The 24,674-nt window shown below is 66.5% G+C and carries 21 protein-coding genes and 1 riboswitch; of the genes, 13 read left to right on the forward strand and 8 right to left on the reverse strand.

Going from position 1 to position 24,674, the window contains the following annotated elements:
• Window positions 1-6 precede the first annotated feature (6 nt).
• Complete coding sequence (locus ACM0PK_RS10295) at window positions 7-1,323, reverse strand: NCS2 family permease (RefSeq protein ID WP_070488733.1); 1,317 nt, start codon at window positions 1,321-1,323, stop codon at window positions 7-9.
• Window positions 1,324-1,506: 183 nt separating this feature from the next.
• Window positions 1,507-3,171, reverse strand: coding sequence for an energy-dependent translational throttle protein EttA (gene ettA / locus ACM0PK_RS10300; RefSeq protein WP_005415249.1), 1,665 nt, complete (start codon window positions 3,169-3,171; stop codon window positions 1,507-1,509).
• A gap of 252 nt (window positions 3,172-3,423) precedes the next feature.
• Here ettA and ACM0PK_RS10305 point away from each other — a divergent pair, with 252 nt between their 5' ends.
• The 6 genes from ACM0PK_RS10305 to ribD all read left to right on the forward strand — a co-directional run bounded on the left by ACM0PK_RS10305 (window position 3,424) and on the right by ribD (window position 8,193).
• Entirely contained in the window at window positions 3,424-3,903 is a 480-nt protein-coding gene (locus tag ACM0PK_RS10305) for an RcnB family protein (RefSeq protein WP_414607517.1), read from the forward strand.
• 185 nt (window positions 3,904-4,088) lie between these two features.
• On the forward strand, window positions 4,089-5,342 hold the full coding sequence (glyA, locus tag ACM0PK_RS10310) for a serine hydroxymethyltransferase (RefSeq protein WP_057494411.1): 1,254 nt from the start codon (window positions 4,089-4,091) through the stop codon (window positions 5,340-5,342).
• A 66-nt stretch (window positions 5,343-5,408) separates the two neighbouring features.
• Entirely contained in the window at window positions 5,409-5,828 is a 420-nt protein-coding gene (locus tag ACM0PK_RS10315) for a hypothetical protein (protein ID WP_072167831.1), read from the forward strand.
• Window positions 5,829-5,855: 27 nt separating this feature from the next.
• Entirely contained in the window at window positions 5,856-6,305 is a 450-nt protein-coding gene (locus tag ACM0PK_RS10320; protein WP_414607516.1) for a hypothetical protein, read from the forward strand.
• A 144-nt stretch (window positions 6,306-6,449) separates the two neighbouring features.
• On the forward strand, window positions 6,450-6,971 hold the full coding sequence (gene nrdR, locus ACM0PK_RS10325; RefSeq protein ID WP_005415256.1) for a transcriptional regulator NrdR: 522 nt from the start codon (window positions 6,450-6,452) through the stop codon (window positions 6,969-6,971).
• A gap of 136 nt (window positions 6,972-7,107) precedes the next feature.
• Complete coding sequence (gene ribD, locus ACM0PK_RS10330; RefSeq protein WP_134972002.1) at window positions 7,108-8,193, forward strand: bifunctional diaminohydroxyphosphoribosylaminopyrimidine deaminase/5-amino-6-(5-phosphoribosylamino)uracil reductase RibD; 1,086 nt, start codon at window positions 7,108-7,110, stop codon at window positions 8,191-8,193.
• 34 nt (window positions 8,194-8,227) lie between these two features.
• Here the strand turns inward: ribD and ACM0PK_RS10335 are convergent, their stop codons facing one another.
• The 3 genes from ACM0PK_RS10335 to ACM0PK_RS10345 form a co-directional block, all read right to left on the reverse strand.
• Complete coding sequence (locus ACM0PK_RS10335) at window positions 8,228-8,602, reverse strand: hypothetical protein (protein ID WP_180885646.1); 375 nt, start codon at window positions 8,600-8,602, stop codon at window positions 8,228-8,230.
• A 114-nt stretch (window positions 8,603-8,716) separates the two neighbouring features.
• Window positions 8,717-9,601 (reverse strand): hypothetical protein, encoded by an 885-nt coding sequence (locus tag ACM0PK_RS10340; protein WP_134972004.1) that lies wholly within the window; start codon window positions 9,599-9,601, stop codon window positions 8,717-8,719.
• A 150-nt stretch (window positions 9,602-9,751) separates the two neighbouring features.
• On the reverse strand, window positions 9,752-10,372 hold the full coding sequence (locus ACM0PK_RS10345; RefSeq protein ID WP_134972006.1) for a hypothetical protein: 621 nt from the start codon (window positions 10,370-10,372) through the stop codon (window positions 9,752-9,754).
• A gap of 301 nt (window positions 10,373-10,673) precedes the next feature.
• Window positions 10,674-10,819: riboswitch (FMN riboswitch) on the forward strand.
• A gap of 74 nt (window positions 10,820-10,893) precedes the next feature.
• Here ACM0PK_RS10345 and ACM0PK_RS10350 point away from each other — a divergent pair.
• The 5 genes from ACM0PK_RS10350 (at window position 10,894) to thiL (ending at window position 14,780) form a co-directional block, all read left to right on the forward strand.
• The gene (locus ACM0PK_RS10350) at window positions 10,894-11,520 is read left to right on the forward strand and encodes a riboflavin synthase (protein WP_414607515.1); all 627 of its coding nucleotides are present in this window, start codon (window positions 10,894-10,896) and stop codon (window positions 11,518-11,520) included.
• Window positions 11,517-12,617, forward strand: coding sequence for a 3,4-dihydroxy-2-butanone-4-phosphate synthase (gene ribB / locus ACM0PK_RS10355; protein ID WP_414607514.1), 1,101 nt, complete (start codon window positions 11,517-11,519; stop codon window positions 12,615-12,617). Before ACM0PK_RS10350 ends, ribB begins: the two co-directional genes overlap by 4 nt.
• Window positions 12,618-12,753: 136 nt before the next feature.
• Entirely contained in the window at window positions 12,754-13,221 is a 468-nt protein-coding gene (ribH, locus tag ACM0PK_RS10360) for a 6,7-dimethyl-8-ribityllumazine synthase (protein ID WP_005415267.1), read from the forward strand.
• On the forward strand, window positions 13,218-13,697 hold the full coding sequence (nusB, locus tag ACM0PK_RS10365) for a transcription antitermination factor NusB (protein WP_005415268.1): 480 nt from the start codon (window positions 13,218-13,220) through the stop codon (window positions 13,695-13,697). The genes ribH and nusB overlap by 4 nt, the downstream gene beginning before the upstream one ends.
• A gap of 120 nt (window positions 13,698-13,817) precedes the next feature.
• Window positions 13,818-14,780, forward strand: coding sequence for a thiamine-phosphate kinase (gene thiL, locus ACM0PK_RS10370; protein WP_414607666.1), 963 nt, complete (start codon window positions 13,818-13,820; stop codon window positions 14,778-14,780).
• 192 nt (window positions 14,781-14,972) lie between these two features.
• On the opposite strand, the gene ACM0PK_RS10375 is transcribed toward thiL, so the two are convergent.
• From ACM0PK_RS10375 to ACM0PK_RS10385, 3 genes are all read right to left on the reverse strand, one after another.
• Complete coding sequence (locus tag ACM0PK_RS10375; protein WP_134972011.1) at window positions 14,973-15,344, reverse strand: DUF805 domain-containing protein; 372 nt, start codon at window positions 15,342-15,344, stop codon at window positions 14,973-14,975.
• 128 nt (window positions 15,345-15,472) lie between these two features.
• The gene (locus ACM0PK_RS10380; protein ID WP_134972013.1) at window positions 15,473-15,883 is read right to left on the reverse strand and encodes a hypothetical protein; all 411 of its coding nucleotides are present in this window, start codon (window positions 15,881-15,883) and stop codon (window positions 15,473-15,475) included.
• Between the two features lie 482 nt (window positions 15,884-16,365).
• Window positions 16,366-18,750 (reverse strand): autotransporter family protein, encoded by a 2,385-nt coding sequence (locus ACM0PK_RS10385; protein ID WP_414607665.1) that lies wholly within the window; start codon window positions 18,748-18,750, stop codon window positions 16,366-16,368.
• A gap of 350 nt (window positions 18,751-19,100) precedes the next feature.
• Between ACM0PK_RS10385 and ACM0PK_RS10390 the strand changes: the two genes are divergently transcribed.
• The gene (locus tag ACM0PK_RS10390) at window positions 19,101-22,337 is read left to right on the forward strand and encodes an autotransporter family protein (protein ID WP_180885337.1); all 3,237 of its coding nucleotides are present in this window, start codon (window positions 19,101-19,103) and stop codon (window positions 22,335-22,337) included.
• 194 nt (window positions 22,338-22,531) lie between these two features.
• A complete protein-coding gene (locus tag ACM0PK_RS10395) occupies window positions 22,532-24,553 on the forward strand; it encodes an acyltransferase family protein (protein ID WP_414607664.1) in 2,022 nt (673 codons plus the stop codon).
• Window positions 24,554-24,674 lie beyond the last annotated feature (121 nt).

Genomic DNA, 24,674 nt, shown 5'->3' on the forward strand with positions numbered 1-24,674 from the left:
GCGTGCTTACTCCAACGCGTAGCGCAGGGTGAACAGCACCGCCACCAGCCATACCGCCGGATGCACTTCGCGCCAGCGGCCGGTGCCGGCCTTCAGCGCCGCATACGCGATGAAGCCAAACGCCAGGCCATTCGCGATGGAGTAGGTGAACGGCATCGCCAGCGCACACAGCGCGGCCGGCACCGATTCAGTCAGGTCGCTCCAGTCCACTTCCACCAGTTCGCGCAGCATCAGGCCGGCCACGAACAGCAGCGCCGGTGCGGTGGCATAGCTGGGCACCATCGCCGCCAGCGGCGAGAACAGCAGCGCGGCCAGGAACAGCGCCGACACGACCAGCGCGGTCAGGCCGGTGCGCCCGCCCACCTGCACGCCCGAAGCACTTTCAGCGAAAGCGGTGGTGCTGCTGGTGCCGAGCACCGAACCGGCCACGATGGCGGTGCTGTCGGCCAGCAACGCGCGGCCGAAGCGCTTCTGCGCGCCCGGCAGCTTCAGCAGTCCGGCGCGACCGACCACGCCATACAGGGTGCCGGTGGCATCGAACACTTCCACCAGCACGAACACCAGCACTACCTGCAGCAACACCGCGATCGGCGCACCGCCGTCATGGTGCAGCAGGCCCGGCAGGTCCAGCTGCAGGAAGGTGGGGGCCAGGCTCGGCGGCAGCGAGACCAGGCCCTGGTACTGCACGTCGCCCAATGCCCAGCCCGCACCGGTCACCGCCAGGATGCCGATCAGGATCGCGCCGCGGATCCGGCGTGCTTCCAGCACTGCGATCAACAGGAAACCGGCCAGCGCCAGCAGTGGCGGCGCCGTGTTCAACGGGCCCAGCGCCACCAGCGTGTCTTCGTTGCCGACGATCACACCGGATTTCTGCAGTGCGATGATCGCCAGGAACAGGCCGATGCCGGCCACGATCGCCGAGCGCAGCGACGAAGGAATGCCCGACACCAGCCATGCCCGCACACCGGTCAGCGACAGCACCAGGAACACCAGGCCGGAGATGAACACCGCCCCTAGCGCCTGCTGCCACGGCAGGCCGGCAGCGCCGACCACGGTGAACGCGAAGAACGCGTTCAGGCCCATGCCCGGTGCCATGCCGACCGGGAAGTTGGCCGCCAGCGCCATTACCGCCGAACCCAGCGCGGCGGCCAGGCAGGTGGCCACGAACACCGCACCCGCATCCATGCCGGTGGTGCCGAGGATCTCCGGGTTGACGAAGACGATGTAGGACATCGTCAGGAAGGTGGTGATGCCGGCCAGCAGCTCGGTACGCACGGTGGTGCCGTGCTGCTGCAGCTGGAACATGCGCTCGAACAGGGACATGGGGATTCTCGCGACGATAAGGTGTCACGACCAACGGTCGTGACCTACCCGAATGCAGAACGTGGGTACCGACCGTTGGTGGTGGGTACCGACCGTTGGTCGGTACGCTTCAAAGCGTCACCACCAACGGTGGTGACCTGCCGAAAGGAGAAAGGCCGCGCGAGCGCGGCCTTTCCGGTTGCCTTACTTCAGCGCCTTGAAGCGCAGGCGCTTGGGCGCAGCGTCATCGCCCATCCGGCGCTTCTTGTCTTCCTCGTACTCGCGGTAGTTGCCCTGGAAGAACTCCACGTGCGAGTCGCCTTCGAAAGCGATGATGTGCGTGGCGATGCGGTCCAGGAACCAGCGGTCGTGCGAGATCACGAAGGTGTTGCCCGGGAACTCCAGCAGCGCGTCTTCCAGTGCACGCAGGGTTTCGATGTCCAGGTCGTTGGACGGTTCGTCGAGCAGCAGCACGTTGCCACCCTGCAGCAGGGTCTTGGCCATGTGCAGGCGGCCACGCTCACCACCGGACAGCGAACCGACCATCTTCTGCTGGTCCTGGCCCTTGAAGTTGAAGCGGCCGATGTAGGCGCGCGACTGGATCTCGATGCCGTTGATGTTGAGGATGTCCAGGCCGCCGGCGATTTCCTGGAAGACGTTGTGGTTGCCTTCCAGCTTGTCGCGGCTCTGGTCCACGTAGGACAGCTGCACGGTCGGGCCGATCACGATCTCGCCCGAATCCGGCTTTTCCTGGCCGGTGATCATCTTGAACAGGGTCGACTTGCCGGCGCCGTTCGGGCCGATGATGCCGACGATCGCGCCCGGCGGAATCAGCATCGACAGGTTGTCGATCAGCAGGCGGTCGCCGAACTTCTTGGAGACGTTCTTGAACTCCATCACCATGTTGCCCAGGCGCTCGCCCGGCGGGATGAAGATTTCGTTGGTCTCGTTGCGCTTCTGGTAGTCCTGCGACTGCAGTTCTTCCAGGCGGGCCAGACGGGCCTTGCCCTTGGAACGGCCGCCCTTGGCGTTCTGGCGCGACCACTCCAGTTCCTTCTGGATCGCCTTCTGGCGGGCCTTTTCCTGGTTTTCTTCCTGCTTCAGGCGTTCATCCTTCTGCACCAGCCATTCGGTGTAGTTGCCCTTCCACGGAATGCCGCGGCCGCGGTCCAGTTCCAGGATCCACTCGGCGGCGTTGTCCAGGAAGTAGCGATCGTGGGTGACGGCCACCACGGTGCCGGTGTAACGCGCCAGGAACTGCTCCAGCCATTCAACCGACTCGGCGTCGAGGTGGTTGGTCGGTTCGTCCAGCAGCAGCATGTCCGGCTTCTGCAGCAGCAGGCGGCACAGTGCCACGCGGCGCTTTTCACCACCGGACAGGTTGGCGATCTTGGCGTCCCACGGCGGCAGGCGCAGCGCATCGGCGGCCACGTCCAGCTGGTTTTCCAGGGTGTGGGCATCACCGGCGGCCAGGATCGCCTCCAGGCGCTCCTGCTCCTTGGCCAGCGCGTCGAAGTCGGCACCTTCTTCGGCGTAGGCGGCGTACACCGCTTCCAGCGCCGCCTGGGCCTGCAGCACTTCGCCCACGCCTTCCTCGACCGACTCGCGCACGGTCTTGTTCGGGTCCAGTTCCGGTTCCTGTGCCAGGTAGCCGACCTTGATGCCCGGCTGCGGGCGGGCCTCGCCCTCGAAATCGGTGTCCACGCCGGCCATGATCTTCAGCACGGTGGACTTGCCGGCGCCGTTCAGGCCCAGCAGGCCGATCTTCGCGCCCGGGAAGAAGGACAGCGAGATGTCCTTGATGATCTGCCGCTTGGGCGGGACCACCTTGGACACGCGGTTCATGGTGTAGATGTATTGCGAGGACATGAGGTCTCCGTAGGCGCGGCCCTGCGCCCGGCCCATCACGGGAACATCCCGTTGTGGCAGCGGGCACAGACTGGAAAGGAATACCGCCAATTATAGCCGGAACCGGTTCCGGGCCGCGCCCGTGGCAGGGGCGCTGGCTGGCCGTGGCCTGAATACTCCGTCACAGTCCTGCAGCGGGAAGCGTTTCCAGCCGGAAACGGTTCAGATCGGTTGCGCAATATGGGCTCACCACCACCCAAGCAGAGGTCTGACATGCGCATCAATCGAGTAATGGCCGGCGCCGTGCCCTCTGTGCTGGCGTTCGGCGCGGTGGCCCCGGCCTTTGCCGACAACGACCACCGTCGCGGCCATGACCGCCGCGAGTGGCGCGAGGACCGCCGCGAATGGCGACAGGACCGCCGTGACTGGGAACGCGACCGCCGCGAGGCACGCCGCGACTGGGAGCGCGACCGCCGCGACTGGCACCGCGACCACGACCGCTACTACCGCCCGACCCCGCCGCCGCCGCGCGTGGTCTACCGCCCGGCCTACGGCCCGGGCTACGGCTGGAAGGTCGGCCACCGCTACCGCGATTACTACCGCGGCCCGATCTATGTGGTGAACGACTACCCGCGCTACCACCTGCGCCGCCCGCCGTATGGGCACCACTGGATCCGCGACGACCGCGGCAACATGCTGCTGGTGGCGGTGGCGACCGGCATCATCGCCGACTACATCATCAACAGTCGCTGAGGATCGCGGCTGGGGTCGGATCCCTTTCCACGGAAAGGTCTGTGATCCCACAACGTCCCTCGAAACCATACGGGGCCGGATTCCTTCGGGAGTGCCGGCCCCGGCCTTTCCGGCCCCGGCAGGCCGGTGCGGGGCTACAATCAGGGGCTGAGCCGTACCCCTTTCCCTGCCTGCTGGAGTACCCGATGTTCCCGCGTGACGTCCGCATCGAAACCTACGATCCCGAACTGGCCAAGGCCATCGCCGCTGAGACCCAGCGCCAGGAAGACCACGTCGAGCTGATCGCCAGCGAGAACTACACCAGCCCGGCCGTAATGGAAGCCCAGGGCAGCCAGCTGACCAACAAGTACGCCGAAGGCTATCCGGGCAAGCGCTACTACGGTGGCTGCGAATACGTGGACATCGCCGAGCAGCTGGCGATCGACCGCCTCAAGCAGCTGTTCGGCGCCGACTACGCCAACGTGCAGCCGCACAGCGGCTCGCAGGCCAACCAGGCCGTGTACTTCGCCCTGCTGCAGCCGGGTGACACCATCCTCGGCATGAGCCTGGCCCACGGCGGCCACCTCACCCACGGTGCCAAGGTCAATGCCTCGGGCAAGCTGTTCAACGCCGTGCAGTACGGCGTCAACGACCAGGGCCTGATCGATTACGACGAGGTCGAGCGCCTGGCCCTGGAGCACAAGCCGAAGATGGTCGTGGCCGGCTTCTCGGCCTACTCGCAGGTGATCGACTGGGCGCGCTTCCGCGCCATCGCCGACAAGGTCGGTGCCTACCTGTTCGTGGACATGGCCCATGTCGCGGGCCTGGTCGCCGCCGGCGTCTACCCGAGCCCGCTGGACCACGCCCACGTCGTCACCTCGACCACCCACAAGACCCTGCGCGGCCCGCGTGGCGGCATCATCATCGCCAAGGGCGCCGACGAAGACCTGGTCAAGAAGCTGCAGTCGATCGTGTTCCCGGGCATCCAGGGCGGTCCGCTGATGCACGTCATCGCCGGCAAGGCCGTGGCCTTCAAGGAAGCGCTGGAGCCGGGCTTCAAGGCCTACCAGCAGCAGGTGGTGAAGAACGCCCAGGCGATGGCCAACACGCTGATCGCGCGGGGCTACAAGATCGTTTCCGGCGGCACCCAGAACCACCTGATGCTGGTCGACATGATCGGCAAGGACGTGTCCGGCAAGGATGCGGAAGCTGCGCTGGGCAAGGCTCACATCACCGTCAACAAGAACTCGGTGCCGAACGACCCGCGTTCTCCGTTCGTGACCTCGGGCCTGCGCCTGGGCACCCCGGCCGTGACCACCCGTGGCTACGTCGAGCAGGACTGCGTGGACCTGGCCAACTGGATCGCCGACGTGCTGGACGCGCCGAACGATGATGCCGTCATCGCCCGCGTGCGCGACGCCGTCAGCGCGCAGTGCCGTAAGTACCCGGTCTACGGCTGATCGAAGCAGGGGTCGGATCCCTTCCCGCAGGGAAGGGCTCTGACCCCGTCACCAGGAATCCCGCGCATGGATGAGCGCCGCCTCAAGTATCTGTACGCCACCCTGGCGGTGGCATTCGGCCTGCCCAGCCTGGTGGTGGGCGGTGCCGCGGCGACGATGCTGCTGCTGACGGGGCTGGGCCAGTTCGGCCATGGCACGCTGGCCGCGGTGACGGTGATGCCGCTGTGGGGCCTCGCCGGCATTGCCGGCTGCCTGGCCTGGTTGTGGCTCAGCGCCGGGTATCTGCTGCAGGGGCGTGCCGGGCTGCAGGTGCATCGCCTCTGGTGGTGGCTGCTGCTGGCCGGCGGTCTTGCCGCCGTACCCCCGCTGGGGCTGGCGCTGTGGTGGAGCATCACCGTCCACGCCGAAGGCATCGCCCTGTTGCTGTTGGGCCCGTCGATGCTGGTGCCGGCGGCGATGCTGGTGTGGATCAAGCGCCGCGCATGACGTGGCCCATGGAAGGACGTCGAACGCATGGATGCGCGCCTGCACAAACGCGCGATGGCGATTGCCGGCCTGCTGGTAGGCCTGCCCACCGTGGCGGCAGGCGGCACGGGTGCCGTGCTGGGGCTGATGGCCGTATGGGACGGCAAGTACCTGACGGGCGACGAGTACACGCTGTTGCTGCTGTGGTCGTCGGCCGGCATCATCGGCCTGCTGTCGTGGTTGTGGCTGAGCGGGCTGTTCCTGTGGCGCGGTGTTGCCGGCCTGCGCCAATCACCGGTTATGGCCTGGGTCGGCTTGGCGTTGGGTGGCTTGGCCGCGTCGGGCGTGGTCGTCGCCACGCTGTACTCCACGATCAGCAATGGCGAGATCTCGACATTGGGCTTTCTCGGGTTTGGCCCGCCGCTGCTGGTGATGGCCGGGCACCTGGCCTGGCTGCGGTGGGCACGCGTGGCATCGCCGCCGCCCGCACCGGGTTGAGCCGGGCTCTCCAACTCGTCGGACACGCTGGGTGGCCAGAATGCAGGCGCTTCCGCGCAGGCAGCATTTGCTGCGGCGCCCCTTCTCAGGTACCTTTGCGACGCTGCCATGATGGTGGCAATTGCTCCCTGAGCCAGGCGTTCCATGCATTGCCCCTTCTGCCAACATGCCGATACCCGGGTCATCGACTCGCGCGTCTCTGAAGACGGCGCGACGATTCGCCGTCGGCGGGAATGCGAAGCCTGCGGCGAGCGCTTCAGCACCCTGGAAACGGTCGAGCTGAAGCTGCCGGCCATCGTCAAGAGCGATGGCACCCGCGAAGCGTTCGACCAGCGCAAGGTCCGCGCGGGGTTCGACCGCGCGCTGCAGAAGCGTGCGGTTCCCGAAGACAAGATCGAAGCGGCGGTACGTGCGGTGGTGCACCAGCTGCGCATCAGCGGCGAGCGCGAAGTGCCCTCGATCAAGGTCGGCGAGTTCGTCATGAACGAACTGCGCAAGCTCGACCACGTGGGCTATGTGCGCTTCGCTTCGGTCTACCGCAGCTTCGAGGACGTGGCCGATTTCCGCGAGGAGATCGAGAAGCTCGAGCGCGACCTGCCGTCCAGCACCGAACAGCTCCAGCTGCTGGGCGATGTGATCGCCCTGACCAAGAAGAAGAAGGGCTGACCGACACCGCTGTGGTGGCACGGAGGCGCCCATGATCTGGTGGGTGCCAACCTTGGTTGGCACGGAGGTGTCCATCCACGCATGGCGTGGATCTACCGATGGCGTGCATCCACACCGGCGGCGTTACCATGGCCGCATGACACCTTCGTTCTCCGTCCTCGACCACCTGCACATGGCCAACGCGCTGCGCCTGGCCGAGCGCGCTGCCTATACCACCCGGCCCAACCCGATGGTCGGCTGCGTGATCGCCCACGGCGAACGCGTAGTAGGGCAGGGCTGGCACCAGCGCGCAGGCGGCCCGCATGCCGAGGTGTTCGCGCTGCGCGAAGCCGGCAGCGAGGCCCGCGGTGCGACCGCTTACGTCACCCTGGAGCCCTGCGCCCACTACGGGCGCACGCCGCCGTGCGCACTGGCGCTGATTGAAGCGGGCGTGACGCGCGTGGTGGCCGCGATGCGCGATCCGTTCCCGAAGGTTGATGGCGGTGGCTTCGAACTGCTGCGCAATGCGGGTATCGAGGTTGCCGAAGGACTGATGGCGGCGCCGGCGCGCGAGCTCAACAAGGGCTTCCTGTCGCGCGTGGAGCGCAACCGCCCGTGGCTGCGGGTGAAGCTGGCCGCCAGCCTCGATGGCCGCACCGCGATGGCCGACGGCAGCTCCAAGTGGATCACCGGGCCGGCCGCGCGCGAGGACGTGCAGCACTGGCGCGCTCGCGCCGGTGCGATCCTGACTGGCGCCGATACCGTGCTGGCCGACGACCCGATGTTGACCGTGCGCCTGGCCGGTACCGAAGTGATGCCACCACTGCGCGTGGTGCTCGATTCGCGCCTGCGCTCGCTCGAATGCAGCCGTGTGCGCGAGGGCGGTGCGCCGACGCTGTACCTGCACGATGCAGCGGTGAGTGCACCGGATGCGGCCGACGCCGAATTTGCCAGCGTGCCCTGCGTTGAAGGGCGGCTGGACCTGGGCGCGGTGCTGGCGCTGCTGGCCGAGCGCGGCATCAACGAAGTGCATACCGAAGCCGGCGCGACGCTGGCCGGTGCGCTGCTGCGCGGTGGCTGGGTGGACGAACTGCTGCTCTACCAGGCCCCCACGTTGCTGGGCGACAACGGACGCCCGCTGCTGGCCGGCCTCGGCATCGATGCCATGGAGCAGCAGCGCCGCCTGCACGTGGTTGACCAGTGCCAGGTCGGCGAGGACATCCGGCTGCTGTTGCGCCCGTGAGGCAATGGCGGGGCACTGGCCCCGTTCCGGTGCCTCAGGTGCCCTCGTCCTCGTGGGCGGGGCACTGCTCTTTCCATTGCTGCTTCCACAGCACATGCAGGTCACGGCAGTAGGCACCGAGTGCTTCTCCCGTCAGTTGCGTTGACTTCCACCGCAGCCTGCGCCGGCTGATGCCCTGGTCGTACTCGTCCGGCAGTACCGACGGTGCGCACTGATCGTGGTACTGCAGGAACGCGCGGCAATCGTCGTTCTCGCTCAGTTGCGCGTCGATGTCGCGGTCGCGCAGCTGGGTCGACTCGAACGCAACCGAAGGTTGCACGAAGAAGGTCCTGGGTCTGGACGCTTCGGCCTGCCAGCACGCCATCAGCGCGACAAGCAGGACCGTGGTCGAGGTTATGCGGTGCTTCATGCTGTTGCCCTCGTGGAAGAGGGCAACAGCATTGATCACGCAGTGTGCGCACGGCCATGCAACGGTTCTGAAAGTGCCATTGATCCTGCTGCAGGCAACGGCGCTACATCGTGCTTATGTGCACTCGTCGGTCCACATCATCTCGGCGATCGGGCGCAGCGCCTTGCACTCCTGCGTCATCTCATCGGCTGAATTGACCTGTGCCTTGGCCTTCAGCTCCTCGGCCATCGCATCCACGCCGCTGATCTGGTCGGGTGCGACCTTCGCCACGCAGCTGCGGTGCTGCTGCAGCAGCAGGTCGCAGCCGGGTACGCCGGTCACCTTCGGTGCGCTGGCCGCCTGCACGTCCTGCATCCATTCCTCGAACGGTGCCAGCGCCCCGGTCACGGTGCCCACCAGATCATCGAAGTTGCCGCTGTACCAGTAGCCGTTGTCCTTGGCCGGGTACAGGGTGAAGGTGCCGCTGACCGGCACGCGCGCGCCGCTCTGCAGCGCCTGGGTGTAGGCGTCGGTGAACTGCTTGCGCGAGGCCGGGCTGGCGTCGGCGGCAAGGCTGGCGGCGAACAGCGGACGTACCTTGCCCAGGTCGGGCACCTGGCAGCTGAAGGTGATGCGCGCCAGCTTCTGGTCGTCCACGTACTCGTTGTCTTCAATCACGCTCTTGCTGGCGCGGCACCTCGAATCACGCAGGGCCTTGGCATACATCGCCTCGCTGGCGGCCGCGTCGGCCTTGGCGCCGGTGCTGGCAAGCACGACCTGCCACGGTTCGGCCAGCGCCTTGGCCAATGCGCCCGGGTTCGGGGTTACCGCGTCCTGGCCGTCGAAGGCGGGCTTCAGCGCATCGTTGAGGGTGCGGGTCGCGGCGGCGTCGTCTTCCAGCAGGACGCGGGCATACAGATCGAAGGCCTGTTCGGGCGTCAGTGTGGCCGGGGCGGCGCTGGCCAGCAGCGGGGCAGCCAGCAGGGCGCTGGCCAGCAGGGTACGCAAGGGGGTCTTCATGACGGTGTTTCCTGTTCCAGAGGCGCGCAAGCCTAGCGCATCTTTGCGCAGGCCCGACGGCGCCCTGTGATCACGTGCCGACGCGCGGGGCAAAAAAAACGGGCCCCTTGCGGGGCCCGTTCGATCGCACGACGAGGAGCGACCGTTGGATCAGAAGCTGGCGCGGACGCCGGCCGAGTACTGGGTGACGTCGCGGTAGCCGGAGATCTCGCCCACCAGGCCCCAGGTCTTGGTGAAGTTGATCTGGCCGCCAACAGTGCCGACCCAGGTGCCCTTGTAGTTGTTGCCGCCATCCATGTAGCCGGCCTTGGCCCAGGCTTCGGTCATGCGCGACGGCTTGCCGCGGATGCCCATGGTGACGCGGCCGAGGTTGGTGTGGTCCTTGCCGTGGTAACGCACGCCGTCATAACGCAGGGTCGATTCGGCGTTCTGGCGCACCCAGGCGGCATCGGCGGTGAAGTCCAGGCGGTCGGTCCACGGCATGTGGTAGCCGATACCCAGCTCCGGCTGGTTCAGTTCCAGCTTCAGCGAATCTTCGCCGTAGTGGCGGGTCTTGCTGGTGCGCGACCAGCCACCGAACACGTAGACCTGCTCGGCCAGCGCGACCGAACCGCGCAGGTAGCCACCGTCGACCTTCGGGTCGTCCAGCAGGTTGTCGTCAACCTGGACCTGGGTCCAGCCGCCTTCAACGTAGGTGTAGCTCAGGGCCTCGGCCGAAGCCGAGAACGGGGCGGTGGCCAGCAGCGCGGCCACGATCAGGATCTTGCGCATGGGAATTCCTGTGAGTTTCAGTCCATTGGCGGGCCTGCCCTCGCGGCTGCCCGTGGCGACCTCATGTCGTCCGCTGCGGATTTTAATGAAAGTTTTACAAAATGCGAGAGACGGCCGTCACAGGCTGGGGCGGACCGGGGTTGGGGGTCGGATCCGTTTCCCATCGGGAAACGGCCCTGACCCCAGTGCTGCTGCGGTCCATGGGGTCGGAGCCCTTTCCTGCGGAAAGGGACCCGACCTTGAGCATCCCACCCCGTTCAGGCCGGGCTGGTACACTGACCAGGCCGGTTCGCCGGTACACAAACGTCTTCAGGGCGGGGTGCAATTCCCCACCGGCGGTAGGTGCGCAAGCACGAGCCCGCGAGCGCCCCGGCCCACGGCCGGGGGTCAGCAGATCCGGTCCAATGCCGGAGCCGACGGTCATAGTCCGGATGAAAGAAGACGGTGCCACAGGGCTCTTGCCCTGCGTGCACCTGTTTGCCTTGCGGCGTTTTTCGCTCACTTTTCGCGGAGAACGTTACTTGTTTACTGGAATCATCGAAGGCGTCGGCCGTCTGGCCGCACGTGAATCCATCGGCGGCGATGTCCGCTTCACCTTCAATGTCGGGAATCTGCCGTTCGACAACGTGCAGATGGGCGAGAGCATTGCCATCAACGGCGTCTGCCTCACCGTCATCGGATTCGACGCCCGCAGCTTCCAGGCCGACGCGTCCACCGAGACTCTGGGCCTGACCACGCTGGGCCAGCTGGGCGAGGGTGCGGTCATCAACCTGGAGCGCGCCATGCGCCCGACCGACCGCCTCGGCGGCCATCTGGTCAGCGGCCACGTCGACGGCCTCGGCCAGGTGCTGTCCATCCACGAAGATGCACGTGCCCAGCGCTGGCGCTTCGCCGCGCCGGCCTCGCTGCGCCGCTACATCGCCAGGAAGGGTTCGATCTGCGTGGACGGCGTCAGCCTCACCGTCAACGAAGTGGACGGTGAAGGCTTTGAAGTCGCCCTCATTCCGCACACCGTGGCCAACACCGCCTTCTCCGCCACCGGCGTGGGCAGTGCAGTCAATCTGGAAATCGATCTGGTCGCCCGTTATGTGGAGCGCCTGATCAGTGTGCCGACCAACGGTCAGCACCCACACGGAGATGCCCCATGAATTTCGCCCCGATTCCGGAAATCCTGGAAGACATCCGCCAGGGCCGCATGGTGGTCATCGTCGATGACGAAGACCGCGAGAACGAAGGCGACCTGATCATGGCCGCCGAACTGGTCAAGCCGTCGGACATCAACTTCATGGTCACCCACGGCCGTGGCCTGGTGTGCCTGCCCCTGACCCGCACCCGCGCCGCCGACCTCGGCCTGGCGCCGATGGTGCAGGCCAATACCGCGCAGTTCCAGACCAACTTCACGGTCAGCATCGAGGCCGCCGAGGGCGTTACCACCGGCATCTCGGCCCACGACCGCGCACACACCATCCGCACCGCGGTGAAGCCCAATGCCAAGCCGTCGGACCTGCATCAGCCGGGCCACATCTTCCCGCTGATCGCCCAGCCGGGCGGCGTGCTGACCCGCGCCGGCCATACCGAAGCCGGCGTCGACCTGGCCATGCTGGCCGGGCTGGAACCGGCCGGCGTGCTGGTGGAAATCCTGAACCCGGATGGCAGCATGGCGCGCCGCCCGGAGCTGGAAGTGTTCGCGCGCGAGCACGGCCTGAAGATGGGCTCCATCGCCGACCTGATCGCCTACCGCCTGGCCACCGAAAAGACTGTTGAACGTGTGGACGAGCGCGACATCGACACCGAGTTCGGCCCGTTCAAGCTGGTGACCTACCGCGACCGCATCGCCCACGACCTGCATTTCGCCCTGGTGCGCGGGACCCCGGATGCGGACACCCCGACCCTGGTACGCGTGCAGGTGGAAAATCCGCTGGCTGACCTGCTGCACTGGCGCCGTGACGACTTTGGCGTGGCTGCCACCGATGCCCTGCGCGCGATCGATGCTGAAGGCAGTGGCGTGATGGTGGTGCTGTCGGCCCCGCGCGATGGCGAAGCCCTGCTGGCCCGCCTGCGCCAGCAGCCGGCGCCGGTGGTGCCGGGCAAGGACAAGGACGTGGGCCAGTGGCGCCGCAACGGTGCCGGCGCGCAGATCCTGTCCGACCTGGGGCTGGGCAAGCTGCGCGTGCTGGGCACCCCGCGCCGCCAGATCGGCCTGGCCGGTTACGGCCTGGAAGTGGTGGAGACGGTCACCCTGTAATGAGTAGTGCCGGCCAGCGGCCGGCACTACCGGTGGGGACCGACCGTTGGTCGGCACACCCTGCAGGCCCCCGCCAGCCACGGCCGGGGCCCATCCACGCTAGAATTACCCCCTTATCGAGTCCCCCAAGCCGCATATGAGCCACTACGAAGGCGATCTTCGCACTCCCGAGTCGGCGCGCTTCGCCATCCTGGCCAGCCGCTGGAACGCCCGCATCACCGACGCGTTGGTCGCAGGCGCCCGCCTGAGCCTGGCCGGCAACGGCATCACCGAAGCCAACATCGACGTGATCCGCGTGCCGGGTGCCTGGGAACTGCCGCTGGTGGCCGCACGCCTGGCCGCCGCCCATGAACACGCCGCCATCCTCACCCTGGGCTGCGTGATCCGTGGCGACACCCGCCACTACGAACACGTCGCCGACCGCTGCGCCGAAGGCCTGATGCGTGTGCAGCTGGATTTCGGCGTGCCGGTACTGAACGGCGTGCTGGCGGTGGAACGCGTTGAAGACGCCGAGGCCCGCGCAGGCGGCAGCCACGGCAACAAGGGCGAGGAAGTCGCACTCGCCGCACTGGAAATGGTCAATCTGCTGGAGCAACTGCCATGAACAAGAACACCCAGGGCAAGCCCTCCGGTAAACCCGTCCGCCGCGATGGCGTCGACCCGGTGCTGCGCTCGCGCGCCCGCCGTCGTGCCGTGCAGGCCATCTACGCCTGGCAGATCTCCGGCGGCAACGCCCAGTCGCTGATCGCCCAGTTCGCCCACGAGCAGGCCCGCGAAATCGCCGACCTGGCGTACTTCGAGGCGCTGGTGCACGGCGTGCTCGACAACCGTCGCGACATCGACGAAGCGCTCGGCCCGTACCTGGACCGTGGCATCGAGGAAGTGGACGCGATCGAACGCGCAGTGCTGCGCCTGGCCGCCTACGAGCTGCGCTATCGCCTGGACGTGCCGTACCGCGTGGTGATCAACGAAGCGATCGAATCGGCCAAGCGTTTCGGTTCCGAACATGGCCATACCTACGTCAACGGCGTGCTGGATCGTGCGGCCGTGGAATGGCGCAAGGTCGAATCGGGTCACTGACCCACCTGTGGTAGTGCCGGCCGCTGGCCGGCAGCTGCAGGGATCCTGAGGTTGCCGGCCAGCGGCCGGCACTACCGCCCACCGCGCCCTGCGCGGCACGTACAACAGCGGGAACGCCCCATGTCCCTGGCCGAATTCGCCCTCATCGACCGCATCCGCGCCCGCACCCTCGAGCGCGACGACATCCTGCTCGGCATCGGCGATGACGCCGCGCTGCTGCAGCCGCGTGCCAATGAACAACTGGTGGTTACCGCCGACACGCTCAACAGCGGCGTGCACTTCCCGGTGGAAACCCCGGCCTTCGACATCGGCTGGAAGACCCTGGCGGTCAACCTGTCGGACTTGGCCGCGATGGGCGCGCGCCCGGCGTGGTGCACGCTGGCACTGTCACTGCCGGAAGCGTCTGAAGACTGGATCGAGGCCTTCGCCGATGGCTTCTTCGCCCTGGCCGACCAGCACGACATCGCGCTGATCGGTGGCGACACCACGCGCGGTCCGCTGTCGCTGTCGGTGACCGCGATGGGCCAGGTCGGGCGTGGCCAGGCCCTGCGGCGCGACCGCGCACAGGCAGGCGATGACATCTGGGTCAGTGGCACGCTGGGCGATGCCGCCGGCGCGCTGCGCCTGTGGCAACAAGGTGCTTTGAGCATCGCCACCGCCACGCTGCTGGCCGACTACGAAAGCCTGCGCCTGCGCCTGATGCGGCCGACGCCGCGCGTGACCCTGGGCCTGCGCCTGCGGGCCTTCGCGCACGCGGCGGTGGATGTGTCCGACGGCCTGCTGGCCGACCTCGGTCATATCGCCACGCGCAGCAACCTGGCCGCGCACGTGGATGCCGATTTGCTGCCGATCTCGCACGCACTGCGGGAACTGCTCGGCCGCGACGGTGCACGCGATTGCGCACTGCGCGGTGGCGACGACTACGAACTGTGCTTCACCGCCGCCGCCGACCAGCGCGACGCGCTGCACTACCTGGCCGAATCGCTGGACATGCCGCTCACCCGCATCGGCCGTATTGCCGAAGGGCAGGGCGTGCACGTGGACGGCGAAGCCGCCGGCGGCGGTTACCAGCACTTCGCGTAGCAGCAGCGGTACTGCCCTGCTGGGTCAACCTTCGGGGTGGGGTCAGATCCCTTTGCGCCGCAAAGGGATCTGACCCCAAGTGAAGCACATCGATGTTGCTCTGGTAGGTGCCAACCTGGGTTGGCACGGATGTGTCAGCAGCCGGTGGCAACACCGTGCCGACCAAGGTCGACACCTACCAACGCGGGCTGGTTACACGTGCGGTACCGGCGTACCGAAGCGGTTGCCACCCGGCGTGCCGGGCAGCAGCAGAAACACCAGCAGCACCAGGCTGACGAACGGCACGAACCCCAGCAACAACCACCAGCCCGAACGATCGGTATCGTGCAGGCGGCGGATGGTGGCGGCAATGCACGGCAAGGCGAACACCAGCCACATCACCACGCTCAGTCCAGTCGATACCATGGCCAGGCCCCGCGAACCGCTGTAGCCGGCATAGAAGCTCAGCAGATACAGCGGGATCGAAACGATCATGATGAACAACTGGAACCACCAGAATTCGCTGCGGCTTGCGCGGCCAGTGAACTGCGCATAGCGGGTGAGCGGAACCATCATCTTGTGCATCGAAACACTCCCTGAAAAGAAGTGCGCACTATTGGTGCTCCTGTGATGATGAGCCATCGGAATCGTTGCAATTGCGCGCAGCGTGCAACTGAACTGAGCGCTCCTCCGCAGTTCAGGACGCGAGCTGCTTACGCTGCCCGCAACTGCACATCCACATACTCGGCCAGCCCACGACACGCCAGCAGCAGGCCCTCGCGCGCGCCATCACCCATCTGCTGATCGATATCACCGTCCACGCGTACGCGTTCGGTGGCGTGCAGCAGTTCCAGCAGGAAACTCAGCCCCGCATTGGCGCGGTCGATGCGCGCCAGGGCCAGACGTTGCCCGGGCGTGCGGTTGTTGCTGGGCCATGGTTGGCCATCGGCGGCATCGCCCTGGCGGATGCGCTGCAGGCAGGCCTGCAGGGTAATGGCCCCGGCACTGTTGCCGGTCTGCAGCGCAACGAAGGTATCTTCCAGCGTGCGGGCCAGGTCATCGGGCAGGCGCGTGGCGGCCTCGCCCAGGGTGGCGAACAGGTGCGGGTAGGGGGAAGCGGTCATGGCGGCGTCCTTGTGCAAGCGGCAAGGGACCACCCTGCTTAACAGCGAGGGTGGCGGACGGTGCGTGGTTGCAATACCGGTGGCTAACGTCGTCAAACGCCGGCGGGCGCGAGGCCCCCACGCACCGCCCGCCATGTAAGCGCGGACAGAATGCCTGCCGACGCCACCCAACAAGGAAAGGGCGACGCCGGCAGGCAAGCGTAAACGACATTAACCAAACGGGATTGCAAGCCCGTGCCACCCGTTGTTGGTGGCGCTACATGATTTGCATGAAGCGCCAATGCTGCCAATGAGAATTGTTGGAAAGTTCGAAAACGTTGCAATCGTGCGGCGCACGCCACAGCGTGGCAATCGCGACATTCCTGTAGAGCCGAGCCTACGCTCGGCTCACCGCGTTCTGAGCGAAGAGCAGCCGAGCATGGCTCGGCTCTACAGAGCGCAGAGCGGCGCCGGAATCATCCGGCGCCGCGCGTGTTTCTACATCACCACTTGTACGACATGCTCAGGTTGGCAGTGGCTTCGCGGTATCCGTGGTCGCCGCGCATCACGCCGAAGCCACCCCACGCACTCAGCCCGGAACGGAAGTCCACGCGCGCACCGGCATTGAGCTCATAGCGGTTGCGCGGCACGCCGGCCTTCAGCGCTTCATCGTCGAACGCCATGCCGTTGCTCACACCATCGCGGTACCAGTTGGCCACCACATACGGGCTGACCGAGGCACCCGCTGCCGAGCGAGATTCGCCCTGCAGACGCAGGCCCACGCGGCCGGACAGGCCGCTGTCGCCCAGGCTGCGCACCACCGTGCCGTTCGCTTCCTGGTGGCGATCGGTGTTGGCATCGGTATAGACCAGCTGCAGTTCCGGTTGCAGGCTCAGCGCGGTGCTGCCGATCTGGCCGATGCCGAATCGATAGCCCGCTTCCAGCGACGACTGCCAGATGTCCGAGTCGTAGCGTTCCTCGGCCAGGCCTTCGCCCTGCACGCGGTTACGGAACTGGCCGCGCTGCACGCTGGCATCCACATACAGTGCATCGTTGCTCCAGTTGCCGTATACGCCCAGCGCACCGCCGTCGACCTTGCCGCGTGCACTGTAGCCGGTCAGCTGCGAACGCGAGGTGGCATCGGACTTGGCCAGCGTGCCCATCAGGCCTACGCGGCCCTGCCCGTTGTCGAACACGCCGACGTCCGCACCCAACTGCAGGCGCGAGCGGTCCACGCGCAGGTCCAGCTGGTCTTCCACCGCCGACAGCTTGCTCTGCGTGGCATCGACACGGGCCCAGCCACGCACGCCATCAACGGCGGAGGTGGTGCCGCCCTGGCGGTCGCGCCAGCCATGGCGCAGCAGCTGGTCCATCGCGAACTGGTTGGCCAGGTACGCGCCGGCTTCCGGGCGCAGTACGGGCGTCGGGTCGACTGGGTCAATGGGATCGACCGGATCGACCGGCTTGCATTCCGGCAACGTGGGATCCGCCACGCACGGATCTGGCACACCGGCAAGCTCCGAGCGCAGGTACCAGCCGCCGTTGGTGGCATCCTTGAACAGGAAGTACTCGTACTGCCCACCCACCGCGCGGCCCTGCAGGTCGAACTGTGCATTGGACGCACCGCCCACGCGGATCAGCTCGATGCCCTTGTCGGTCTTCGCACCGGCACCGCCAGCGTTAAGCACGCGCACGTTGGCCTGACCGTTCGAGTCGCCCTTGATGATCAGCTTGTCGGTGGCCGAGTTGTCGTCACCCAGCTGGGTGTTGAACAGCAGGGTGCCGCCGGCGCCATCGAAGGTATCCACGGTCAGCGTGTTGAAGGTGCTGCCATTGCCCAGCGCCACCGTGCCGGTGCTACCCAGCGCCAGGTGGCCGACGTTGCTGTCGCCGGTCATCAGCCAGGTGCTGTCGCTGTCGATGCTGGCGGTGGTGACGTTGAGGAAGCGGCCGTCGATCTGTGCCTTGTTGCGCAGGGAGACGTTCAGTGCCCCGAGCGTGGTGGCGGTATCGAAGTTGACGTTGCCGATCAACCGCGCGTCATCCACGGTAAAGTTGACCGTGCCTTGGCCCGGACCCACAGCAGGTTGGTCGGTGCGGAACAACAGCAGGTTGCCATCACCAGAAATCAGCTGCGCGCCGTTGGCCACGGTGATATCGTACTGAGTACTCGGAAGCAGCGCGAACGGAGCTACGCGTATGGCTGCTCCGCTATCGGACTTCAGCACCGAGTTGTCGACCCGGAACGAAAGAACGCCGGTGGAACCGGGCAGATCGCTTCGACCTGTAAGGTAGGCCGCCGTGTTGCCACCCTCGATGCGGGATCCGTTCTGGATGGTCATGTCGCCGAAGAACATGCGCACGCCATGACCATTGTTCAGTTCAGAGGCGCCAGCGGACAGCTCGGCGCGGACGAAGCTGGAATCGATGACGGCCGACGGGTTGAAGCTGCTGCTGAAAGGGGCGTGGGTCAGATCGACGCCGATGAAGCTTGAACTGTTGATCCTGCTGCCCACGATGTGCGCGGAGGAGTTGTCGTAGACGTGGACCGTACCATCGCGGACGATCGAGCCGGTCATGTTCAGTGTCGAGTTCCCGTGCAGTGTTACATGCGCGCGGCTGCCAGCTGTCGCTGACGCGATGGTTGCTTTGCTCAGGAAAACGCTGGAGTCGGTGCTGGTGATCGAATCGGTCTGCGCACCGGTGACAGTCAGTTTCGAGCCATTTTCCAGGGTCCAGGCTTCCACCGCATCGCCTGCAACAACCTCGGCAGTCTGCCCATCCAGATCGCCGGCCAATGCGGCACTGGCAGACATTGCGGAAAGTGCCAGCAGCAGGCCACGTGCGAGCGGCCGAAGCGACGGGGCGTGGGCAGGTTGAAGGTTCATGATGTGGTCCTTTGCATGGAGAGGTGAGCGGGACACTGCATGACAGCCGGAAACCCCTGTTCAGCGAGGTGACGTATACGCCTTCGACTTGTGAAGGTTTTGTGAGGTGATCCGGAGGATGCGAACAAGCGTGTCGGGAACGGCTGCCAGTGTCCGATCGCGCCGGCGTCGATCCCATGCAATTTGTTGCAAAGGCGGCTTGCCATATCAGCCCGGGATAGGGGGCGTTAAGGCGGCTGTGCCGACATCGCGGTCAGGTGCGACATTCTGACGCAATCGCCATTGCAAGCTTTTCGATGGAAGTGGAGGGGGCATGACGGGAGGCTGTGCGCCCGTCTGGAGATACCCCCATGCCTATCGCGCTCCCTCTTCGCCATCCCTTGGCCGCTGCCCTGGCTGCTGCACTTGTCCTCGCTCCCCCGGCCCGTGCCCAGCAGGTCGTGGCCGACGGTGATCTGCAAGAACCTCCGGCGGGCGAATACCACACCACCGAGCCGGTGCTGCCCGGTGACCCCGCAGGTTACGTGTTCTACGCGCTTAACGGCGGCCGCATTGAAACCACGGGTGGGATTGTGTTGCGCTCAGCAGGTGCGGGCGCGGCTGCTGTCCGGCTGGAGGGCAGCGGCACCACCATCGATCTGACGAAAGATACGGAGATCGCGACGTCGGGCGACGGTGCTGCCGGCATGTCGGTGCAGGATCGCGCACAACTGCGTGCCGAAAACGTGCGCATCGATACGCAAGGCGTGAACAGTCATGGCATCGAAGTGGACGCCGCCTCGGCAGGCGTGAGTGTGGGCCAGATCACCACCCGTGGTCAGGGGGCGCATGGATTGGTCGCCAGTGCAGGTGGCTTCATCAACTTCCTGGGAGGAAGCGTGGTTGCCGAAGGATCCAATGCCTATGCAGTCCTGGCGAGTGGGGCGGGCAGCACAGTGCATCTGGAGACGGCAAACCTGATCAGCCGCGCTGCCGGCACCTATGTCGCCTTGGCCAATACGGGCGCATCCCTGCGTCTGCAGGACGCACAAGTTACCCATGAGGGCGCGACCGGGTTTGGCGTCGCCATCCACACGGGAAGTACTGGTGATTTGCGCAATGTGCACATAAGGATGCAGGGAATGGGAACCGGGCTGGCCGGTGGTGGTGACGTCGTGATGCTGGGCGGTTCCGTTGTTGCAGATGCAGCAGGGAGCATGGCGATCGTTGCCCGCGGTGGGAGCATGCAGCTGGAATCAGTGGACGTTCGCGGCGACTCCGGCATCAGCGCAAATGGCGGTGCACGTTTGGAGCTGGTTGACAGTCGCGTGCGTTCGGTGAACGAGGCGCTACAGATCTCAGGAATGGGAACGACTGCATATATCCGGGAATCCGAACTGCTGGGTGATGGAGGAGCGGCCACGATTGCTGTCCACGACTCGGCGGTACTGGAACTCCTGCGCAGTGTTGTCCGCAGCGAAGGTGACAATCGCGTTGGCATGGACAATCGTGGCGGTGCGGTGACGCTGGAGGATGTGCAGGTCCATACCACCGGCGTTTCCAGCCATGCGCTGTACGCGGAAGCCAGTGGTCTTGTGCGCCCTCGCATTGATGCCAATGAAACGTTGCTCAGCACGACCGGCGACAGCGCCATTGGCGCCGTTGCACGGAAGGGTGGCAGCATCCATCTGGCGGACAGTGCCGTGTTGACCACCGGAGATGGCGCCCACGGCGTGCTGTCCGGGGGTGTTGGCGAGATGGCCCTGACCAATACCCATGTACGCACCGAAGGCGAGGGCGCATGGGCGGCAGTGATCAACGACAACGGTCGGATGCGCATCGACGGCGGCTCGCTGGTGAGTGCGCGGCACGGCGGCGTGTGGCTGCGCAGCAGCCGCGACCCGGGCCTGACGTTGTCCAACGGTGCCTTGGTGTCGGGTAGCAACGGCATCGGGTTGGCGTTGGACGCCGCTGTGGCCGGGCGCTTCGATCTGGTGCTGGACGGTCGCTCGCAGCTGGTGGGTGACATCGTCATCACCCCCGAAGATGAAGACGCCGGGCTGGTGCCGCAATCCGAAGTGCATGTGCGCCTGGCCGACGGTTCGCTGTGGCAGGGTTCATCCGATCTGGTGCAGACGCTGGCGATCGAGGGTGGCAGCCAGTGGACGCTCACCGGCGATGCCACGGTTGGTGGACTGCAGGTGCTTGGCAGCGGGCTGGCATTGTCCGATGGCACCGGTCGCTTCAACACGCTCACCGTGGACGGCGACCTGCACAGCGAGAACGCCATCTTCCTGTTCCAGGGCGCGCTGGCAGGCGATGACAGCGCGATCGACCGCCTGCATGTGCGCGGCGACAGCTCGGGCGATGCAAGCATCCTGGTGAAGAACATGGGCGGTGTGGGGGCGCCCACGGTGGATGGCATCCGGTTGATCGAGATCGACGGTGCTTCCCTGGCGAGCTACACGCTGGCCGGGCGTGCGGTCGGTGGGTCGTACGAGTACTTCCTGTTCAAGGGTGGTGTGGCCGATCCTTCCGATGGCAACTGGTACCTGCGTTCGCAGTGGTTTGATGCCTGCAAGGACAATCCGGCCGGGCCAGGATGCGTGGTCGATCCGGGCCCGGATCCGATCGATCCGACCGACCCTGTGGACCCGGTGGATCCAGTCGATCCGATCCTGCCGCCGCCGGTACTGCGCCCGGAGGCCGGTGCCTACCTGGCCAACCAGTCTGCAGCGATCAACCTGTTTGCACACCGCATGCATGAGCGCAGCGGCACCCGTTCGCGGGGCACTGAGCGCCAGGCCTGGGCACGGGTGGGCCGGCAGCAGGCCGATTTCAGCGCGGTCGGCAGTCAGCTGTCGGTGGACGGCACCACCTCGGTGCTGCAGATCGGCAGCGATCTGCTGCAGCGGGGCAATGCCGCGTTCGGCGTCATGCTCGGCAGCGGCCGCGCCGACAATCGTGCCGTCTCGCGGCTGACCGGCTACAGCGCCACCGGCCGGGTGCGTGGCAACGCAGTGGGTGTGTACGGCACCTGGCTGCAGGATACCGGAGGCGCGCAAGGTGCCTACGTGGACGCAGCGCTGCAGTACGGCCGCTTCGACAATCGGGTGCAGGGCATCAGCCTGGAACCGGAGCGCTACGACTCACGCATGGCCAGTGCGTCGCTGGAGACCGGCTACACCTTCACCGTGTGGCAGGGCCCCACCAGCGCGCTGTACGTGCAGCCGCAGCTGCAACTGAGCCATGTCGACTTCCGCGCTGATCGGCACGTGGAGCGCAATGGCACGGTGGTCGACCGTGCCGATGCCGGTGGCCTGAGCGGGCGCGTGGGCGTGCGCGTGTTCGGTCACGGCACTGCCGCCGGCAACACGGTGCAGCCGTACCTGGGCGTCAACTGGCTGCGTGGCAGCGGTACCAGCACGTTGCAGTTCAACGGCGACACGCTGGGCGCAGACGTGCCGCGCAACCGCTACGAGGTGCAGGCCGGTGCCGAGCTGAAGCTGGGCCAGCGCTGGGGCGCGTGGGGCGGCGTGAGCGTGCAGCGTGGTGATTATGGCTACCGCAATGTGGGTGGCCAGCTGGGCCTGCGCATGGCCTGGTAAGCGGGCGTGCAGCGGGGTCGGATCCCATTGCCACGGCAATGGACTCTGACCCCTGGCTGCTGCCGTAGAGCCGAGCCTATGCTCGGCTCATCGCGATCTGAACGAAGAGCAGCCGAGCATGGCTCGGCTCTACAATCGCGTCACTCCGGGACCGGACCTGAACGATGTCCATGTCTGTCGCGATCGTCCATTGAATGACTGCGCAAACGGTGGCGATGCTGCCGGATCGCTCGCTGCCGGTCACCCGCATGTCTGCTCCCGAACGTTCCCACAACGCTGCCATCGACGGCCTGCGTGCATTGGCGGTGCTGGCCGTCATCCTGTTCCACACCAATGCGGCATGGTTGCCCGGTGGCTTCACCGGCGTGGACCTGTTCTTCGTGGTGTCCGGCTTCGTGATCAGCCAGTCGTTGGCCTCGCGCACTCATGCGTCGCTGGGCGCGCTGTTACTCGATTTCTACCGGCGTCGCGTGCTGCGCCTGCTTCCCGCGCTGCTGGTGATGTTGATGGCCACCTTCGTGCTGTCGGCGCTGTTCATTCCCCGCGCGTGGCGCAATGAACAGTTCGACCAGACCGGCTGGGCCGCGCTGGTCGGCTTCAGCAACATCGTGCTGGCTGGCCAGCAGGACGATTACTTCTCACCCGGCGCGGAACTGAACCCGTTCCTGCACACGTGGACGCTGGGGGTGGAGGAGCAGTTCTACCTGGTCTTCCCGCTGCTGTTCTTCGTCTGGCTGCGCGGGCGTGAGCGCTGGCCGTGGTCGCGTTGGCTGTTGCCGGGGCTCACCGTGCTGTCGCTGGCGTGGGCGGGCTGGCAGGCGCAGACGGCACCAGCGGCAGCGTTCTATCTGCTGCCGGCGCGGTTCTGGGAGCTGGCTGCGGGCGCGCTGCTGTACCAGTGGATGCGTACTCGTACGCCGGGCCAGAACGGTGGTGCGGTTGCAGCGGCCGGCCTGACGCTGCTGGCCGCAGGCGTGGTGATCGCCCCGCAGCTGGCGATGCCGGTGCCGGGTGTGCTGGCCACCGTGGCCGGTACCCTGCTGCTGTTGGCAAGCGTGTCGGCGCCGGGGACATCGCGCCTCGCCCGCGCGCTGGGCTGCGCACCGCTGGCCTACGTGGGCCGGTTGTCCTATTCGCTGTACCTGTGGCATTGGCCGCTGCTGGTGCTGCTGCGCTGGACCTACGGCCTGCACGGTGCCGCGCTGTGGCTGTACCCGGTGTTGCTGCTGGCGGTATCAGCTGCGTCGTATCACTTCATCGAGCGTCCGCTGCGCAGTGCGGCGCCGCTGCTGCGCCTGGCACCGGCCAAGGTGCTGGCGATGGCGTTGCCGGTGGTGGCGCTGTGTGGTGCGGGTGCCTGGGCCACCGTGGAGTACCACGAGCAGGTCTCGCTGAGCGTTACCCGTGACGGCTATGCATGGCAGGCGCGTCGCTACCCCGCGTGGCGCCCATTGGAGCCGGTGAGTGCGCCGGCGCTTGAAGGACGGCGCCTGTTCGTGGCCGGCGACTCGCATGCAGCGGCGTATCGCACCATGACCAGCATGGTCGCGCGGCAGACCGGCATGGAGGTGCGCCAGCAGGATCGCGGCGGCTGCAGCTTCGTCAATCTGCTGCGGGCCAGTCCAGCCGATTGCCGGGACTTCATTGAGCACACGCTGTCGACCATCGAACGCGAGGCGCGCCCGGGTGACATCGTGCTGCTGGCGGCCTTGCGCATGCCGGAGCTGCGCGGATTCGACTGGCGGCGGCAGGATGCACAGGAAATCTATCGTCAACTGCTGGCCGAGCGCACGCCCGCGCATGCACAAGCTGCACGCGATGAAGCCGATCGAGTGCTGGGGCGTTTGCAGAAGCTGAGTGTGCACGTGGTTGTGGATGCGCCGCTGCCGTTGTTCAAGGCCGGTGCGTACCGCTGTTCGGACTGGTTCAACCGCCGCAACCCGGCCTGTGCCGGTGGCCTGAGCATGCCGCGCGCCGACCTGGAAAGGCTGCGCGCGCCGCAGATGGCGTTGCTGTCCGAACTGGCGGTGCGCTATCCATCTTTGACGGTATGGGATCCGCTGCAGCTGCTGTGCGGGCCAACGACCTGTTCGGCGGTGAAAGACGGGGAGCCGCTGTTCTTCGACAACGATCACCTGAGCGGGCATGGCAACCGCGTGCTGCTGCCCAGCTTCCGGCAGACCCTGATCGATATTGCAGGCGACACGCCGGTGTAGAACCGAGCCCACGCTCGGCTTGCCACGCGGTGCCGGCTTCATCGCGATGTGGCCGAAGAGGGGCCGAGCATGGCTCGGCTCCACAGGAGTGTGAGGGTGAACGACACGTGGTTGTAGAGCC

The organism is Stenotrophomonas sp. FR010, from assembly GCF_047520755.2.
GTDB lineage: Bacteria > Pseudomonadota > Gammaproteobacteria > Xanthomonadales > Xanthomonadaceae > Stenotrophomonas > Stenotrophomonas sepilia.

Coding starts and splice junctions, on each gene's coding strand:
- ACM0PK_RS10295 (WP_070488733.1), bottom strand. CDS start 1,323: ATGTCCCTGTTCGAGCGCATGTTCCAGCTGCAGCAGCACGGCACCACC.
- ettA (WP_005415249.1), bottom strand. CDS start 3,171: ATGTCCTCGCAATACATCTACACCATGAACCGCGTGTCCAAGGTGGTC.
- ACM0PK_RS10305 (WP_414607517.1), top strand. CDS start 3,424: ATGCGCATCAATCGAGTAATGGCCGGCGCCGTGCCCTCTGTGCTGGCG.
- glyA (WP_057494411.1), top strand. CDS start 4,089: ATGTTCCCGCGTGACGTCCGCATCGAAACCTACGATCCCGAACTGGCC.
- ACM0PK_RS10315 (WP_072167831.1), top strand. CDS start 5,409: ATGGATGAGCGCCGCCTCAAGTATCTGTACGCCACCCTGGCGGTGGCA.
- ACM0PK_RS10320 (WP_414607516.1), top strand. CDS start 5,856: ATGGATGCGCGCCTGCACAAACGCGCGATGGCGATTGCCGGCCTGCTG.
- nrdR (WP_005415256.1), top strand. CDS start 6,450: ATGCATTGCCCCTTCTGCCAACATGCCGATACCCGGGTCATCGACTCG.
- ribD (WP_134972002.1), top strand. CDS start 7,108: ATGACACCTTCGTTCTCCGTCCTCGACCACCTGCACATGGCCAACGCG.
- ACM0PK_RS10335 (WP_180885646.1), bottom strand. CDS start 8,602: ATGAAGCACCGCATAACCTCGACCACGGTCCTGCTTGTCGCGCTGATG.
- ACM0PK_RS10340 (WP_134972004.1), bottom strand. CDS start 9,601: ATGAAGACCCCCTTGCGTACCCTGCTGGCCAGCGCCCTGCTGGCTGCC.
- ACM0PK_RS10345 (WP_134972006.1), bottom strand. CDS start 10,372: ATGCGCAAGATCCTGATCGTGGCCGCGCTGCTGGCCACCGCCCCGTTC.
- ribB (WP_414607514.1), top strand. CDS start 11,517: ATGAATTTCGCCCCGATTCCGGAAATCCTGGAAGACATCCGCCAGGGC.
- ribH (WP_005415267.1), top strand. CDS start 12,754: ATGAGCCACTACGAAGGCGATCTTCGCACTCCCGAGTCGGCGCGCTTC.
- nusB (WP_005415268.1), top strand. CDS start 13,218: ATGAACAAGAACACCCAGGGCAAGCCCTCCGGTAAACCCGTCCGCCGC.
- thiL (WP_414607666.1), top strand. CDS start 13,818: ATGTCCCTGGCCGAATTCGCCCTCATCGACCGCATCCGCGCCCGCACC.
- ACM0PK_RS10375 (WP_134972011.1), bottom strand. CDS start 15,344: ATGCACAAGATGATGGTTCCGCTCACCCGCTATGCGCAGTTCACTGGC.
- ACM0PK_RS10380 (WP_134972013.1), bottom strand. CDS start 15,883: ATGACCGCTTCCCCCTACCCGCACCTGTTCGCCACCCTGGGCGAGGCC.
- ACM0PK_RS10385 (WP_414607665.1), bottom strand. CDS start 18,750: ATGAACCTTCAACCTGCCCACGCCCCGTCGCTTCGGCCGCTCGCACGT.
- ACM0PK_RS10390 (WP_180885337.1), top strand. CDS start 19,101: ATGCCTATCGCGCTCCCTCTTCGCCATCCCTTGGCCGCTGCCCTGGCT.
- ACM0PK_RS10395 (WP_414607664.1), top strand. CDS start 22,532: ATGACTGCGCAAACGGTGGCGATGCTGCCGGATCGCTCGCTGCCGGTC.